Genomic DNA, 13,873 nt, shown 5'->3' on the forward strand with positions numbered 1-13,873 from the left:
TTGCCAATTCATCCTAAATTCAATGTTATAGTCGCATAAAACAGGATTGAGTGTGTATTTTGAAGAAGACCCTACTCGCCTTGAGTTTAAGTCTAAGTGCGCTGTGTAGCGCAGACAATGATTTTGGTTCTGATCAGGCATCCACGATAAAAATTCCAGAAATTGGAAGTGGAGTGGGGTTGATCGATCAACAAAAAGAAAAAATTATTGGTGAAAAAGTCTATCGCCAAGTGCAACAGCAACTCCCGGTATTGCATGATGTTTGGCTAGAAGATCAGTTTATGATGATCTTTACCCGCATCCTAAGTCATACCCAATTAGGTCGTCCTGTGGGGCTTGTGGTAGTCAATGATCCGCAGATTAATGCCTTTGCTGTGCCAGGGGGATTGTTTGCTTTAAATAGTGGTTTGATCACCTCGGCGAAAAATCTCGATGAAGTGGCAGGGGTGATGGCGCATGAAATTGCCCATGTGTCACAGCGGCATTATAGTCGCTCACAAGAGGCCTTTAAGGGGCAAGGTCTGTTGGCACTAGCAGGTATTATTGTCGGGGCTGCCATCGCTGCACAGGCCGATAGTGATGTTGGAAACGCCCTGATGATGGGCACGCAAGCGGCAATGATTGATAAACAACTTAGCTATAGTCGAAATCAAGAGCGTGAAGCAGACCGTATTGGGATGCAACTGATGTATGGTGCAGGCTACAATCCTCAAAGCATGGCTGATTTCTTCGAAACCATGAATCGAGCCACTGCACGCGTCAGTTATTTGCCTGATTTTTGGTATACCCATCCCTTGACCACTGAGCGTATGAGTGAGGCGCGACTACGGGCCAATCAGCTGCCTAAAGTGCCGTATAGCAATACCCAAGAAGACTTTGAAGTGATTAAGTGGTACACCGCTGTGATCACCAATCAAGCTACTGAAAATCAGCTTAAAACCATTGCCCAACGCCGTAATTTCGCAGGACTGTTGGCGTTGTCGGTGTATTACTATCGACAAGGCGATTATAGCGAAGCACAACGTCATATGAATGAAGCCAAGCAACTGAATACATCGAGTACTTTATTAAACTTAATACAAGCGGATATTTATCTCGGGCAAAATAAGCCTGATGATGCTTTAGCTGTGATTGAATATAAGCAACGCATCATGCCTGAAAATCGAGCGCTGAGTTATAAGCTGGCTGAAATTTACTTAAGAAAAAATAATATTCAACAAGTTGAAATGATTGCCAATAAATTCAGTCGGAAAAATCCGAGTGATGTGGTGGCATGGCAATATTTACAACGTGCTGCCAATTTAGATAAGGATAATCCAATGCGAACCATCAATGTTTTGCGTTATCGGGCTGAGGTTGAATATTGGCGAGGTGCTGAATCAACGGCGATCAAATCACTTTTGCATGCACAAAGACTGGCGAAAGATAATGTATCAATGTCTGCCAAAATCAGTCAGCGTTTAAAAGTCATGCAGGCGGAACGTCAAGAGAAAATTTAAATCATTATTTCTATGTAGAGGTGAGGCTACATGATTAAAGGGCAATGTTTATGTGGGGCAATTCACTATGCTTATCATGCAGAGATCAAACAGAGTATTTTGTGCTTTTGTCAGGATTGTCGTTTAGCACAAGGCGCACTATTTGGATGGAATAGTCCTATTGATCAACAGGCATTTGAAATCACTCAAGGTAAGGCATTTTTAAAAGCTTATTTTCATACCCCAAATAAAGCACGTGTCTTTTGTATACAGTGTGGAAGTCCAATTTACTCTTACCGCTTAGATTTGCCGAATGTTTTAAGGCTTAGATTGGGGAGTATTACTGAAGGTGAAATTCCACCGCCAAATCAAACATTTTATAGTCAATATCAGCCTGATTTTATTCAAATTATTAATTGTTTAAACAATTAGTCTTGCGGTTGTTTTAGCGTAAATTCATTCATTTTTGACGTATACTGTAGGCTAAGGCAATAGAGATTGTATGAAGTCGAATGAAAAAAATAGTCTTAATGAGTGTGTTTTTGTGGATGTCAGCGACCAGCATGGCGCAGCAAGTTCCTGAAAAATATGTCAAAGAAATTGATAATATATCGACTCAATATAATACCGATATGAAATATTTTCTACGTACATTAGATTCGCATACCACATCATTTAATCCGCAACAAAAAGCTCAATTCTGTGGCATCGTCAGTCGCTATGTGAATGCTTTTTATCAGGCGACGGACAAGAATCGTAGTTCATTACCTGTGTCTTATGCCCAAATGAGCAAGCAAGATGTGATTGATAAAGTCATGCAATCCAAAGAGATGCGCTTAATCAGCAAATATAATATTCAATGTGACTTAAACGGTTCGCTTTAAAAAAACGGATTTATTTATCACTGAAAAAAATAATATCGATTTTTGCAGAGATGAAATCGGAATGTGATGAATTAAGATTTAAATATGAAATTTGAAAAAGGCTTGAAAGGATAGGGGGAAATTGATTTTTAATTATTTGAATATGAAGTAGAAAATATGAAACTATTTTTAGAGGATTGAGCGGGCTATTTAAACATTAATCAATGACACGGGTTTAAATAGTCCAAATCAAACGTGTGACGCGATAGGATTAAGCAAGCTTTGCTTTGATTTTAGCTGAAACTTGTGCAGGATCGGCACGTCCGGCTATGATCGGACGTAGAGAATTCATCACCTTACCCATATCTTTAATGCTAGTAGCTTGTTGAGCAGCAATCGTTTGCTCAATCATGGAATCAAGTTCTTCCTCAGTCATAGCTGCTGGTAGAAATTGAGATAACACCTCAACTTCGGCTTGTTCCTTACTAGCTAAGTCTTGTCGATTAGCACCTTCAAAGGCTTTAATCGATTCTTTACGTTGTTTGATTTGCTTTTCAATGACCGCGAGAACTCGACTATCATCAAGTTCAACGCGCTCATCGACTTCGATTTGCTTGATTGCTGCCTGTAGACCACGAATGACCGTTAACTTATCCATTTCTTTAGCACGCATTGCAGCTTTCAAAACGTCAGTTATTTGGGTTTTTAAAGTCGTCATCTATATTGTCCAGACAGTCAATGTGTCACAAATTAATCTTAGTAAAGGCGAGTCGTACGTACTGATTCACGCGCCAATTTCTTTTGGTAGCGTTTAACAGCAGCAGCTTTTTTACGTTTACGTTCTTGAGTTGGTTTCTCGTAGAATTCACGTTTACGAACGTCAGCTAAAACGCCTGCTTTTTCGCATGAACGTTTGAAACGACGGATAGCTACGTCTACTGGTTCGCCTTCTTTCAATTTAACTTGTGGCATGAAGAATCCTCTAGTTTATGGATAAGACTGAGTGCACCATTGCACTAAGTCACAAGTGAAGTGCAGTATTTTACTCATTTACATCTCATACCACAAGCCTATAATAGCCTGAGCAATATTTTGAAATGGGTAATAGGCAGTTTAATGATCGTTTTAGGCTTAGAAACGTCGTGTGATGAAACAGGTCTTGCACTGTATGACAGTGAAGTCGGCTTAAGAGGACAGGTGTTATATAGTCAAATTAAATTGCATGCAGAATATGGTGGTGTGGTGCCAGAACTCGCGTCACGTGACCATGTGCGCAAACTCATTCCGCTCATAAATCAGTTGCTTGAAGAAAGCAATCTGAAAAAATCCGAGATTGATGCAATCGCCTATACCCGTGGTCCTGGTCTAATGGGCGCACTTATGACCGGCGCACTTTTTGGTCGAACTTTGGCATTTGCCCTGAATAAACCTGCGATTGGTGTGCACCATATGGAAGGTCATATGTTGGCGCCTTTATTGTCAGAAACACCGCCTGAATTTCCGTTTGTCGCATTATTGGTTTCGGGTGGTCATACCCAATTGATGGCTGCTTATGGCATTGGTCAGTATGAAATGCTGGGTGAATCGATTGATGATGCAGCCGGTGAAGCCTTTGATAAAGTTGCAAAAATGATGGGCTTGCCATACCCGGGGGGGCCAAATATTTCTAAATTAGCCTTACAAGGTGATGCCAAAGCATTTGATTTCCCACGTCCAATGTTGCACCAGGGTTTGGACTTTTCTTTTAGTGGTTTGAAAACTTCTGTTTCAAATCAGTTGAAAAAAGTTGAAGGTCAGGGGCGTGAAGCAGATATTGCAGCCTCTTTCCAAGAAGCTTTAGTAGATACTTTGGTGAAAAAATCGGTGAAAGCACTGAAGCAAACCGGTTTAAAACGTTTGGTGATTGCAGGCGGTGTCAGTGCCAATAAACGTTTGCGTGAGCGTTTAGAAGCCGATTTAGCCAAAATTAAAGCCAATGTATATTATGCAGAACCGGCACTGTGTACGGACAATGGAGCGATGATTGCATTTGCAGGTTATCAACGTTTAAAAGCAGGTCAACAAGATGGTTTGGCGGTCACCACGACACCACGTTGGCCAATGACGGAGTTGACCAATCCAGAAGCGGTATAAAATTTCAATATATAAAAGAGGCGAAAGCCTCTTTTTTAATGGTGATCTGTTATTAAACTTAATAAATCTTAATTAAAGTGGAGTTTTAGCTTGATCTAAGAATGTGATTGGGATCCATACAATATTCGTATGATTGTTTTATTCATAAGGCTTCCATGTTTTTGTTTTTTCGTTGTATTCATATTGAATTTGATCATGGTAATTTGTTTCAAAGCCTATCTCATCTTCAGTTTTTTTAATTTCGAAGCATTGTCGAATATTGCTATAGGTTTCGTGGGTGCCAGGGTGGTCGCCATCATATTGCGATCCAGATAAGCAAACTTTAGGCTGACTTATAGAATATTGAAAACTAGGTTTTTTCATCGTAGCACCTTGGTTATTTTCCCAACCTGTATATTGATAATTGAGTGGGTAAGCCATACCAGTTTTCGTATCTAAAGCGATTAACTCTAAAGCGTCTGTGTTTCCGATATTCAATAAAATATAGTGTTGAGCAAAGTTGGCTTTCTGAGTTTTGAGTACATTTTTATATCGTGCGATATTCTTCTTTGAACAAAAAGAACCATTGTAACCATCTGAATCGCAATGGTTCACTTTTTTGAAAGGTGCATTCTGCGTGGTATTCGCATGGCTTGCAGTTATGCTCACTAAAATGCTAGACGTGAGTAGGAGTATTTTATTCATCAATATTTCCGATTTTTTAATTTTTAAAATTGAGTTGATTTAAGATTTGATGGATCAAAACACAACGTTATTCAGACTTAGCCTCCTGAATCGAGGCTTGGAATTTTTCTTTCATCTCAGCATACTGAGGATGGGCTTTAGCTTCATCCCATTTTTGTTTAAAAATCTGTGCAGCAGCAGCTTTTACAGGGTCTTCTGAGCTACGAGGTAACTCTTCACGACCATGCGCACCACTTAAACCTTTTTTATCCTCAGGCACAGCACCGTCATATTTCTTACCGCCTTTATGATTGGCATATCGGCGAGCACGGGTATAACCCATTTGTAGAAATTTTCGAGCCATGTCCGCCCCCACAAAATCATCATTTTCTAAATAATCTAAGAACAGTTGATAGATCTTTTCAGAGCTTTCCGTGGCTTTGGCTTCATCGGCGAATTTCCAATAGGGTAATATTTCTGATTTATACGGCTCAACCAACAATACGCCTTGTTCGCCACGACCAACACGATATAGCTCAGGGCGTTTCCGAAAGTTGATCTGTTTAAAATCGAGTGAGTAATCAAAACTATTGGAGTGAACACGTGTAGCGCGTTTAGGAATATCTGATCTGCTTTTATTGTTCATAATATCATCCTATTTAATAGATGAATCATACTTGGCAAGTCCTTCAAAATCGATACAGATTTGTAATCAAAACAACGACAGATCTCAACTTGTATCTGGCGAATTAAAGCTTTTATGATGAAAGAAATCAAAAAATCGAATAACAGCACATATTTAAAAAAATCAAAAAAGGAATGACACAATGCACCATGATGCAGAACACTTTAAAGATCATCCTGCTTTTAAAAAAGGCGTTCGTTTTGATTATGAAGTCATGGACTTACATACCATTCAAGATGGTGCAAAGCCAGAGCAAAATATCGAGTTTCGGCTAGGTGGATTTGGTTCAGATCTTTCTCCGCATCCGCTTTACCCTAATCAGTTTTATGCGCTGACCGATCGGGGGCCGAATACCGATTACAACATCAACCATGATCATGGAAAAATGTTTTTAGATCCGGGTTATGCGCCTCGGATTGGGCATTTTGAAATCACGCCACAAGGCAAAATTCAAAAAATTAAAGAAATACTTTTAAAAACTCCCACAGGTCAGCCGATTACAGGGTTGCCCAATCAACATTTTGGCGCGACCAAAGAAATTGCTTATGACCGAAATGATCAATTGTTAAATCCAGGCACAGATGAATTTGGATTGGACACCGAAGCCTTCGTGGCTTTAGACGATGGAAGCTTTTGGGTCAGTGATGAATACGGTCCTCATATCGTGCATTTTGATGCCAATGGTATTGAGATTGATCGGATCAACGCCTATGAGTCTGACACACGTCGCAAGCAGGGGTATTTACTGCCATTAGAATATGCCAACCGCCGTCAAAATCGCGGCATGGAAGGGCTGACCATTACACCGGATCAAAAGACTTTGGTGGGGATCATGCAATCTGCCATGAGTAATCCAGACGCTTCAGTGAATCATTCAGATTTAACTCGAATCGTGATGATTCATTTAGAAACCCATCAAATCTCACAGTATCTGTATAGACAAGACATCAGTCAAAACGTCCATTCCAATACTGCCATTAGCGCTTTATCTGAAATGCAATTTTTAGTGGCTGAGCGAGATGACGATTTTTATAAGGATAATCCGCAGGCGTTTAAGCGGGTATTTAAAATTAATATTGATGCAGCCAGCAATTTAGAGGCTATTGAAGACGCAGAGCATGTTCAGCAAGATCGACATTTAGGCTTATTGATCGATGGTTTAACCGTAGAACAATATGTCTTACAACACGGCTGGGAAGGATTGGCAGCCGTCGGCATTAAACCTGTGAGCAAAACCTTGGTGGTGGATTTGGTTGAAAGATTGAAATATCCGCATGACAAAATTGAAGGCTTATGGGTCATCGATGATACTCATTTAGCGGTATTAAATGATGATGATTATGCCTTTAGTGATGAGGATGATGTGATTCAACAAAAGTATTTGGATACTGCCAAAACATTGATTGATGGCAATACCTTATATATTTTAGATGGATTAGATTTAACAGCAGAATGACTCTAACAGCTCGAGATTGATGCGCGAGCAAAACGAATGCTCAATCTAAGTCTGTATAAAGCACGGCATTAATCCATGAAAGCCAAACCAAGCAGCACAGATTCAAATCAAAATTGCATCAAGCCTGACTCAAATAAAACCACATAAAAAACAGGATGTGTCTAGGCACATCCTGTTTGAGTTTCTTCTAATGAAAGGTTTATTTCGTTGTGTTCAATAGCTGCGAACCAATCCAATGTTTCGAGAACTGATAAGCGGCACGTCCAGAACGTTGACCACGTGATTGACACCAGCGTAAGGCTTCGGCACGTGCTTGTTCAGTGAGCGACATACCATCTTTAGCCAAATAGGTTTCCACAATTTCTAAATATAGATTTTGATCCATTGGATAGAAAGACAGCCACAAACCAAAACGATCAGACAGAGAAATTTTTTCTTCAATCGCTTCTTGCGGATGCAGTTCTGTGTACTGCGGTACATCAACACGGGTGACAGGGGTATTTTCATGCATAAATTCAGGCAATAAATGACGGCGGTTACTGGTCGCATAAATAATGAAATTGCTTGAACCGGATTGCAGTGAGCCATCTAATACGCTTTTTAAACTGCGATAATTTTCATCTTCAGCATTAAATGCCAAGTCATCGCAATACACGATAAATTTCTCAGGTCGGTCTTGAATCAATTTTTGAATCTCAGGCAAGTCCGACAAATCATCACGTTCAATTTCAATGAGTCGAAGTCCTTGATCTTGATACTTAGACAACAATGCACGCACGATTGAAGACTTTCCTGTACCCCGAGAACCCGTCAACAGCAAATCATTGGCAGGCAAGCCCTTTAAAAATTGTTCCGTGTTTTGTAGAACTTTTTCTTTTTGACGATCAATGCCTTTTAAGTCATCTAAATCAATGATTTTCGGTTTGGGAATGCCAATCAGTTGATGATCTTGCCATTTAAAGGCTGGCGCTGAAAAGTCAGTGGCTTGTTTCGGTGTCGGTAGAACATGTTGAAGTTGTTCCAAAACAACGCTTAAGCGTTCAATCAAATGCTCGGGTAATTCTATTGTTGCCATAATGTAGCTACTAAAAATTCTGTTTCATTTATACTAATCGAGAACCAGCAAATAACCTATTCCAAAAAGGTCATGTTATTTGAACCCTAAAGAATGAAACTTTTGGTCAATAAAAAAGATCGCATTGCAGATTGATTAATTTTAACTTTTTGATCATAGTCACTGTATAAAATATGCTCAATACAACAATAGATCTCAAGGATTGAAATCTCAGGAAAAGCGCAATGATGTTTAAACCGATGCATGATCTGAATCCACACCAAGCCTATCGCATTAAAAAATTAAAACGTCAGTTAGACAAAGCGGAAAGCTATGAGGAATGGAAAACCATTGCGCTAAAATTGGATGATGAAAGTGGCGCACAAGAATGGAAATACGACAACAGTTCACCGTATTTTGATGCAGAAATCATTTCACATCGTTTGAATCTATTGCGTAAATACCAACTGAATAAACGTGTCGTGGATTTGATTTATATTCTGAGAGAAGGGTTAAGTCACGATATTGCCAATATTGGTCATCCGATGCTGTTTGCGCATACCTATATTGGCACCAAAAAACTGATTGAAGATTACATTGAGGAAGTCAGTAAAAGTTTAATCTTTATTGCTTCACAAGACTGTGACTCCCTTAGCTTACAGCAAAAATTAGAGTTTTTTGAAAACTGCCAATTGTCCTATGGACAACCAGCGATGATGTTTTCCGGTGGCGCATCTTTAGGCTTGTTTCATAGTGGGGTCTGTAAAACTCTGATTGAACAAGATCTCATGCCCAAAGTACTCTCAGGTTCAAGTGCCGGCGCCATGATGACTGCGATGCTGGGCGTATCCAATGCCGAAGAAATTACCCAATTGCTGACCGGTGAAAGTTTTTATAGTGAAGCCTTTCACTTCCGCAGTTTTAAAGAGTTAGTGCAGGGCAATGGTGGGGTTGCGGATGTTCGTTATTTAAAAAAATTCTTGATTGAAAATTTAGGCGATTACACCTTTAAAGAAGCCTATGAAAAATCAGGTTTAGACATCAATATCAGTGTTGCACCCTATGATGTCACGCAAGAAGATGCACGGATTATGAATAAATATACCGCGCCGGATTTGTTGGTGTGGAGTGCGGTGTTGGCGTCTTGTGCAGTGCCGATTTTGTTTCCGCCGGTACGTTTAACCAGTAAACGTTATGATGGGGTACATACGCCGTATTTGGCCAGTATCCGTTGGGTGGATGGCAGTGTACGCAGTGATTTTCCACAAGAGAAAATGGCACGTCTGTATAATATTAATTACACCATTGCCAGTCAGGTGAATCCGCATATCGTACCGTTTATGCAAAGTGATGCAGAACGCTTCCGGACCGATTTACTCAGTTGGCCTCAGCGGATTGTACGTAAACATGGCAAAACCATTGCCATGGATGTGATGAACTTTACCCGAGATCGGGTGGGGCGTGTACCGACAGTGCGCCGACTGTTAGATCATGGCTATGGGATTATTGATCAGCGTTATTATGGTGATTTAAATATCGTGGGCAATTATAGCCTGCGTCATTATCAATATATGTTACAAAACCCACGTCCGCATTTATTTAAAATTTTACAACGAGAAGGCGAGCGGGCAACTTGGGCTAAACTATCCAGTATTGAAGCGCATGCACGAATTGGTAAAACCATTGAGCATTGCCTTACGCAATTGAAATCAAATTCTATTAAATGTGACGCCGTTGAATCTCATACTTCCCAAACACCTCACGACAGTTCTATCTCGGCTCAAGCCAGCGGTTAATGGCAGGCACAGCCAAAGTTTTGGTCGTCGGTTGCATCAAGTGCAATTTGACGATCAATATTATTGGCTGAAATTTCAATATTTAGGTTTAAGTCATGTCCATGAACAATCTTTTCACAATGAATTGAATGTTTATCAAAGACTATTAGCTCAACAGCCCAATATCACTGCACCCTTTCAAATTCTGAGCTTAAATCAGACGGCTCAAAAAAAATTAGGGTATTTAGAGCCTATTGAAAATGACGGAATCATTGATTCAATGTTGTGTGTAGAACATTTGAGTCCCTTATTTCAGCAAAATCCACACACCCTAGAACGTGATCAGGTACGACATGTGCTGTTACAGAGCATCGAAGTACTTGAGCAGTTGCATGATTTAGGTTTTGTACATGGCGATCTCAAACCCACGCATTTTAGACAGTATCAATCACAGGCTGTTTTGATTGATTTTGAGCAGAGTTTTCATATCAATGACCTAATGACACTTTCTAATCAGCAAGATGATTCCCAGAGCCATACGGCAACACCGCATTATATGGCCCCTGAACTGTTTCATGGACAGGCCAAATCATTTTCAAGTGATGTTTATGCTTTAGGAATTATTTGGTTGGAATGGTTAAACCAACAAAGATTTCAACAAAAAAGCTATTTGGATTGGGCGAAATGGCATTGCCAAAGTTTAGAAATTGAATTACCCATGCGGTTTAAAGATTTTGAAACAGTTTTAGGACTCATGTTGACGAAAAACAAAGCCCAACGTTGTACGAATTTTTATCAAATAAAACAGAGATTAAACAATAATGTATATTAAAAAAGCATAAATAGAGTGGGTTGTTTTATATTTAATCAAACGCATGTTTTTTTAATAAAAAGTGCTTGTCAGGGCGGAGTGATCTCTATAATATACACAGCCATCGGGGACGTGGCGAAATTGGTAGACGCACTGGATTTAGGTTCCAGCGCCGCAAGGTGTGAGAGTTCGAGTCTCTCCGTCCCCACCAAGTAATTTACTTAGGTGGAACGACCGAAGTAAGTGAAATAGAGGATTGGTGTAATGGTAGCATGACGGTCTCCAAAACCGTTCGTCAAGGTTCGAGTCCTTGATCCTCTGCCAAGTTTTATGAAACTCCATGCAATTATCATTGTAGGTGAGTATTCAAAGGGGACGTGGCGAAATTGGTAGACGCACTGGATTTAGGTTCCAGCGCCGCAAGGTGTGAGAGTTCGAGTCTCTCCGTCCCCACCATATTTAAGCAAGGTTGATTCCTTGCTTTTTTATTGTCAAACTTAGACAATAGAAAAAATAGAGGATTGGTGTAATGGTAGCATGACGGTCTCCAAAACCGTTCGTCAAGGTTCGAGTCCTTGATCCTCTGCCAAGTTTTATGAAACTCCATGCAATGTTTTATTGCTGGTGAGTATTCAAAGGGGACGTGGCGAAATTGGTAGACGCACTGGATTTAGGTTCCAGCGCCGCAAGGTGTGAGAGTTCGAGTCTCTCCGTCCCCACCATTATTTAAGCAAGGTTTGATACCTTGCTTTTTTATTGCCTAAATTTTATAAAAGTATAGCTGTGCTGATATTTTGGAAAATACATCGCAATTTAATTGCCTGAATATGTTTTTCATTTTTATTCTAATAAAAAAAATAGAAAGAAATTGCACATTCTGTTTATTAGCTGATTAGCACTGCTGCAAAGAAAGACAGGGGGGATTGTTTTGATATTTGAAGGACTCAATAAAAAGGCATAAAAAAGCCCAAATCCTTTGGGCATCGTGTTCTAAATATTTCAAAAATTAAATTCGTCATGCTCAGTTTAAATGTACTGAATCATGTGTGTGCCTTAAAACACTATTTATCCTGTTTCCTAGATATAGCCTAATGCACTGTCACCCGATCTGAAATTCAGAATACGGCTCAATTAATCATTGTTTAAATTCTACTTAACTTTAGAAGCATCATGATGCTGATCATGAAAATGCAATACTGGATAAACTCCGCATTCATAATCATTCTTTGAAACTATGTTAAGCCAGCATAAATTAAAAATCATTCAAAATAGAAACTGCGCTTTAGCAAGAGTTATGCTTTTAAATGATCCTCAAACTCTTCACCCAATTGCATTGCCAAATTATTACCTGCCAACTCATTGGTCACTAGGCCGTATTCTTTCTTAAAACTGAAAGTAAAGCCCCCATTGTCAGTCAAACTTCTCACTGAATAGCCCAACTTTTCTAACCAAATACGAAATGCGATTAAATTCTTTGCTTTAACGACCTTTTTCACGATTCAACTCCATTTAGTGATAGTAATTAAATAGGGATAAACAAATTGCTTTTAAAGGGTAAATTGCAAGATAAATGCAAAATCAATCTTGTTTGTCTATTTTATATTCAAAAATAAATTCTGTAATATTCAATATGTTTCAAAATAAATGTTAATCCTTTGTTAATTTGTTGAATATTAACAATAATTTTGATATATCTGGTTTTTGGCTAAAGATTGTATTTTTCAATAGTTGTAAGATTTAATTTCAACAATTACTTAATATATAAAGTAAATGGAGAGATCGGAGAATCTAATTCAAAAATATTCATGGATGTATCGATTTTTTTGACTCAAATGCTTCAATCCGCTATAAACAGCTTTTTTAAAAGCCTTAAGACCATGTCTAATTGCCTGACCATTGAAGACGATGTTGCTCATACCGTTGAGCAGATGAAAAAGCTCAATCAAACTGCCGTAGCGGTGATGCTCGGGCATGAGAACTGGTTGATCTTCACTGAGCAATCTAAAGTGTCGTATACACCTTTTGGCAGTGCGCGTCGTTATCAACCCGCGTTATCGGGTTTGCTATTGGTTCGTGTCGATGAAATGGATCTCGTGCGTGTAGTAACTCAGCAAGAATTGGATGAGTACAGTCAAACCCATCAAATCCTTTAAGACTATTTTTCGGCTTGATTCTCAATTGGAGCGCCAAAAAAAAGATCAATTAAAATTGATCTTTCAACTCACGGATGCGTTTAAATTCTGCTGCGCTATCCACCCGTAAAAATGGATTGGTTGCAAGTTCTAGTTCAATCGTTGAGGGTAGCGTGATTTGATGATTAGCGCGCAGTTGATTGACGTTCTGCATCCGTGATTGCAAAGCTTTATTTTCTGGTTCAATCGTGAGTGCAAACTGTCCATTGGACTGGGTGTATTCATGTGTGCAATAGACTTGTGTACGCGGTGGTAGGGCAGCTAAACGATTCAGGGATTGATACATCTGTTCAGCTGTGCCTTCGAATAATCGCCCACAGCCCATCGCAAATAGTGTATCGCCACAAAATAGCGTATCAATTGCATCGATGAAATACACAATATGACCGAGGGTATGACCGGGAACCGAGAAAATATCAACTTTTAAGCCATTAAACTCAAAGCTTTCATCATTTTGCAGTGGACGGCTGATGAAAGGAATCTTTGATAGCTCTTCACGTGGCCCGTAAACCGGAATGGGGCGATTGGCAATTAAATCTGGCACGCCGCCAATATGATCTTTATGCCAATGGGTTAACCAAATTTGCTTAAGATTAAAATGGTGCTGGGCACAGAAATTTTCAACAAGCACGGCTTCAGTGGGATCTACAACAATGACCTCTTGGGTATCGGTGTCTTCTAAGACCCAAATGTAATTTTGCAATGCATTTTTTACATTGATGACATGAATTTTAAATTTCATTCAATTATTTCCTTATCCATA

General features: G+C 39.5%; 15 protein-coding genes and 5 tRNA genes. 13 read left to right on the forward strand and 7 right to left on the reverse strand.

Annotation, left to right across the window (positions count from 1 at the left end):
- Nucleotides 1-59 precede the first annotated feature (59 nt).
- The 3 genes from G8D99_RS05445 (at nucleotide 60) to G8D99_RS05455 (ending at nucleotide 2,362) form a co-directional block, all read left to right on the forward strand.
- Nucleotides 60-1,499: a M48 family metalloprotease gene (locus tag G8D99_RS05445; RefSeq protein WP_166323352.1), complete on the forward strand. Its 1,440-nt coding sequence runs from the start codon at nucleotides 60-62 to the stop codon at nucleotides 1,497-1,499.
- A 30-nt stretch (nucleotides 1,500-1,529) separates the two neighbouring features.
- A complete protein-coding gene (locus G8D99_RS05450; protein ID WP_166323354.1) occupies nucleotides 1,530-1,910 on the forward strand; it encodes a GFA family protein in 381 nt (126 codons plus the stop codon).
- An 80-nt stretch (nucleotides 1,911-1,990) separates the two neighbouring features.
- Nucleotides 1,991-2,362: a hypothetical protein gene (locus G8D99_RS05455; protein WP_166323356.1), complete on the forward strand. Its 372-nt coding sequence runs from the start codon at nucleotides 1,991-1,993 to the stop codon at nucleotides 2,360-2,362.
- 250 nt (nucleotides 2,363-2,612) lie between these two features.
- On the opposite strand, the gene G8D99_RS05460 is transcribed toward G8D99_RS05455, so the two are convergent.
- Both G8D99_RS05460 and rpsU read right to left on the reverse strand, forming a co-directional pair.
- Entirely contained in the window at nucleotides 2,613-3,059 is a 447-nt protein-coding gene (locus tag G8D99_RS05460; protein ID WP_166323358.1) for a GatB/YqeY domain-containing protein, read from the reverse strand.
- 38 nt (nucleotides 3,060-3,097) lie between these two features.
- The gene (gene rpsU / locus G8D99_RS05465; protein ID WP_001136722.1) at nucleotides 3,098-3,313 is read right to left on the reverse strand and encodes a 30S ribosomal protein S21; all 216 of its coding nucleotides are present in this window, start codon (nucleotides 3,311-3,313) and stop codon (nucleotides 3,098-3,100) included.
- 144 nt (nucleotides 3,314-3,457) lie between these two features.
- Between rpsU and tsaD the strand changes: the two genes are divergently transcribed.
- Nucleotides 3,458-4,474: a tRNA (adenosine(37)-N6)-threonylcarbamoyltransferase complex transferase subunit TsaD gene (gene tsaD / locus G8D99_RS05470; protein ID WP_166323360.1), complete on the forward strand. Its 1,017-nt coding sequence runs from the start codon at nucleotides 3,458-3,460 to the stop codon at nucleotides 4,472-4,474.
- Between the two features lie 138 nt (nucleotides 4,475-4,612).
- On the opposite strand, the gene G8D99_RS05475 is transcribed toward tsaD, so the two are convergent.
- A complete protein-coding gene (locus G8D99_RS05475) occupies nucleotides 4,613-5,158 on the reverse strand; it encodes a hypothetical protein (protein WP_166323362.1) in 546 nt (181 codons plus the stop codon).
- 67 nt (nucleotides 5,159-5,225) lie between these two features.
- Entirely contained in the window at nucleotides 5,226-5,783 is a 558-nt protein-coding gene (locus G8D99_RS05480; protein ID WP_166323364.1) for a DUF4385 domain-containing protein, read from the reverse strand.
- Between the two features lie 181 nt (nucleotides 5,784-5,964).
- Here G8D99_RS05480 and G8D99_RS05485 point away from each other — a divergent pair, with 181 nt between their 5' ends.
- A complete protein-coding gene (locus tag G8D99_RS05485; RefSeq protein ID WP_166323366.1) occupies nucleotides 5,965-7,278 on the forward strand; it encodes an esterase-like activity of phytase family protein in 1,314 nt (437 codons plus the stop codon).
- Between the two features lie 199 nt (nucleotides 7,279-7,477).
- Here the strand turns inward: G8D99_RS05485 and G8D99_RS05490 are convergent, their stop codons facing one another.
- Nucleotides 7,478-8,353, reverse strand: a complete 876-nt coding sequence (locus tag G8D99_RS05490; RefSeq protein ID WP_166323368.1) for an ATP-binding protein — start codon at nucleotides 8,351-8,353, stop codon at nucleotides 7,478-7,480.
- 224 nt (nucleotides 8,354-8,577) lie between these two features.
- Here G8D99_RS05490 and G8D99_RS05495 point away from each other — a divergent pair, with 224 nt between their 5' ends.
- From G8D99_RS05495 to G8D99_RS05525, 7 genes are all read left to right on the forward strand, one after another.
- Nucleotides 8,578-10,128 carry a DUF3336 domain-containing protein gene (locus tag G8D99_RS05495; RefSeq protein ID WP_166323370.1) on the forward strand — a complete coding sequence of 517 codons (1,551 nt, stop codon included), beginning with the start codon at nucleotides 8,578-8,580 and terminating at the stop codon, nucleotides 10,126-10,128.
- A 40-nt stretch (nucleotides 10,129-10,168) separates the two neighbouring features.
- Nucleotides 10,169-10,939, forward strand: coding sequence for a protein kinase domain-containing protein (locus tag G8D99_RS05500; RefSeq protein WP_227554393.1), 771 nt, complete (start codon nucleotides 10,169-10,171; stop codon nucleotides 10,937-10,939).
- 105 nt (nucleotides 10,940-11,044) lie between these two features.
- Nucleotides 11,045-11,129, forward strand: a tRNA-Leu gene (locus G8D99_RS05505).
- A 39-nt stretch (nucleotides 11,130-11,168) separates the two neighbouring features.
- Nucleotides 11,169-11,242, forward strand: a tRNA-Trp gene (locus G8D99_RS05510).
- Nucleotides 11,243-11,289: 47 nt separating this feature from the next.
- Nucleotides 11,290-11,374, forward strand: a tRNA-Leu gene (locus G8D99_RS05515).
- Between the two features lie 59 nt (nucleotides 11,375-11,433).
- Nucleotides 11,434-11,507 (forward strand) — tRNA-Trp (locus tag G8D99_RS05520).
- A gap of 48 nt (nucleotides 11,508-11,555) precedes the next feature.
- Nucleotides 11,556-11,640 (forward strand) — tRNA-Leu (locus tag G8D99_RS05525).
- A gap of 570 nt (nucleotides 11,641-12,210) precedes the next feature.
- On the opposite strand, the gene G8D99_RS05530 is transcribed toward G8D99_RS05525, so the two are convergent.
- Nucleotides 12,211-12,414, reverse strand: coding sequence for a hypothetical protein (locus G8D99_RS05530; RefSeq protein WP_166323372.1), 204 nt, complete (start codon nucleotides 12,412-12,414; stop codon nucleotides 12,211-12,213).
- 432 nt (nucleotides 12,415-12,846) lie between these two features.
- Between G8D99_RS05530 and G8D99_RS05535 the strand changes: the two genes are divergently transcribed.
- The gene (locus tag G8D99_RS05535; protein WP_171522586.1) at nucleotides 12,847-13,071 is read left to right on the forward strand and encodes a hypothetical protein; all 225 of its coding nucleotides are present in this window, start codon (nucleotides 12,847-12,849) and stop codon (nucleotides 13,069-13,071) included.
- A gap of 49 nt (nucleotides 13,072-13,120) precedes the next feature.
- On the opposite strand, the gene gloB is transcribed toward G8D99_RS05535, so the two are convergent.
- The gene (gloB, locus tag G8D99_RS05540) at nucleotides 13,121-13,852 is read right to left on the reverse strand and encodes a hydroxyacylglutathione hydrolase (RefSeq protein ID WP_166323376.1); all 732 of its coding nucleotides are present in this window, start codon (nucleotides 13,850-13,852) and stop codon (nucleotides 13,121-13,123) included.
- Between the last annotated feature and the right edge of the window lie 21 nt (nucleotides 13,853-13,873).

Source organism: Acinetobacter lanii, assembly GCF_011578285.1.
GTDB classification, from domain to species: Bacteria; Pseudomonadota; Gammaproteobacteria; order Pseudomonadales; family Moraxellaceae; genus Acinetobacter; species Acinetobacter lanii.

Bases quoted from the DNA above. Each gene is read 5' to 3' on its own strand.
- G8D99_RS05460 (WP_166323358.1), bottom strand. From the start codon at position 3,059: ATGACGACTTTAAAAACCCAAATAACTGACGTTTTGAAAGCTGCAATG.
- G8D99_RS05490 (WP_166323368.1), bottom strand. From the start codon at position 8,353: ATGGCAACAATAGAATTACCCGAGCATTTGATTGAACGCTTAAGCGTT.
- gloB (WP_166323376.1), bottom strand. From the start codon at position 13,852: ATGAAATTTAAAATTCATGTCATCAATGTAAAAAATGCATTGCAAAAT.
- G8D99_RS05450 (WP_166323354.1), top strand. From the start codon at position 1,530: ATGATTAAAGGGCAATGTTTATGTGGGGCAATTCACTATGCTTATCAT.
- rpsU (WP_001136722.1), bottom strand. From the start codon at position 3,313: ATGCCACAAGTTAAATTGAAAGAAGGCGAACCAGTAGACGTAGCTATC.
- G8D99_RS05485 (WP_166323366.1), top strand. From the start codon at position 5,965: ATGCACCATGATGCAGAACACTTTAAAGATCATCCTGCTTTTAAAAAA.
- G8D99_RS05495 (WP_166323370.1), top strand. From the start codon at position 8,578: ATGATGTTTAAACCGATGCATGATCTGAATCCACACCAAGCCTATCGC.
- G8D99_RS05535 (WP_171522586.1), top strand. From the start codon at position 12,847: ATGAAAAAGCTCAATCAAACTGCCGTAGCGGTGATGCTCGGGCATGAG.
- G8D99_RS05455 (WP_166323356.1), top strand. From the start codon at position 1,991: ATGAAAAAAATAGTCTTAATGAGTGTGTTTTTGTGGATGTCAGCGACC.
- G8D99_RS05480 (WP_166323364.1), bottom strand. From the start codon at position 5,783: ATGAACAATAAAAGCAGATCAGATATTCCTAAACGCGCTACACGTGTT.
- tsaD (WP_166323360.1), top strand. From the start codon at position 3,458: ATGATCGTTTTAGGCTTAGAAACGTCGTGTGATGAAACAGGTCTTGCA.
- G8D99_RS05475 (WP_166323362.1), bottom strand. From the start codon at position 5,158: ATGAATAAAATACTCCTACTCACGTCTAGCATTTTAGTGAGCATAACT.